Here is a 329-nt window from a genome sequence, read left to right on the forward strand (position 1 = left end):
TTTATCCACTTCCACCATCACGCCGGTTACTTGATAACTGAGGCTCAGCTCCTCAAAGCTTACCGGGCTATCGGCCTTGACCCATGACGGATTCGCCGCCGCCTTTGCCGACACCTGCACATCCGTCACCGCCGCCGTGCTGGTTAACGTCGCGGTGACCTGTCCCTGCGCATTACTCACCGAATTGCTCTGTTTCGTCAGTTTTAGCCCGGCCTCCGTTGGCTCTGTCTGCCACTCAATGTCGATCGGTTGACCCACCACCAGATTGCCGTGCCCATCCTTCACCGTCGCCGTGAAGGTATAACTGTCGGCGCCGTTGTTGTAGCGCT

General features: G+C 58.1%; 1 protein-coding gene. It reads right to left on the reverse strand.

What is annotated here, in order from left to right; translation table 11 throughout:
• Window positions 1-329, reverse strand: a 329-nt coding sequence (locus ACGF5R_RS24695) for an Ig-like domain-containing protein (RefSeq protein WP_387693284.1), incomplete at both ends; no start/stop codon positions are given.

Source organism: Photorhabdus sp. RM71S (assembly GCF_042879355.1).
GTDB classification, from domain to species: domain Bacteria; phylum Pseudomonadota; class Gammaproteobacteria; order Enterobacterales; family Enterobacteriaceae; genus Photorhabdus; species Photorhabdus kayaii.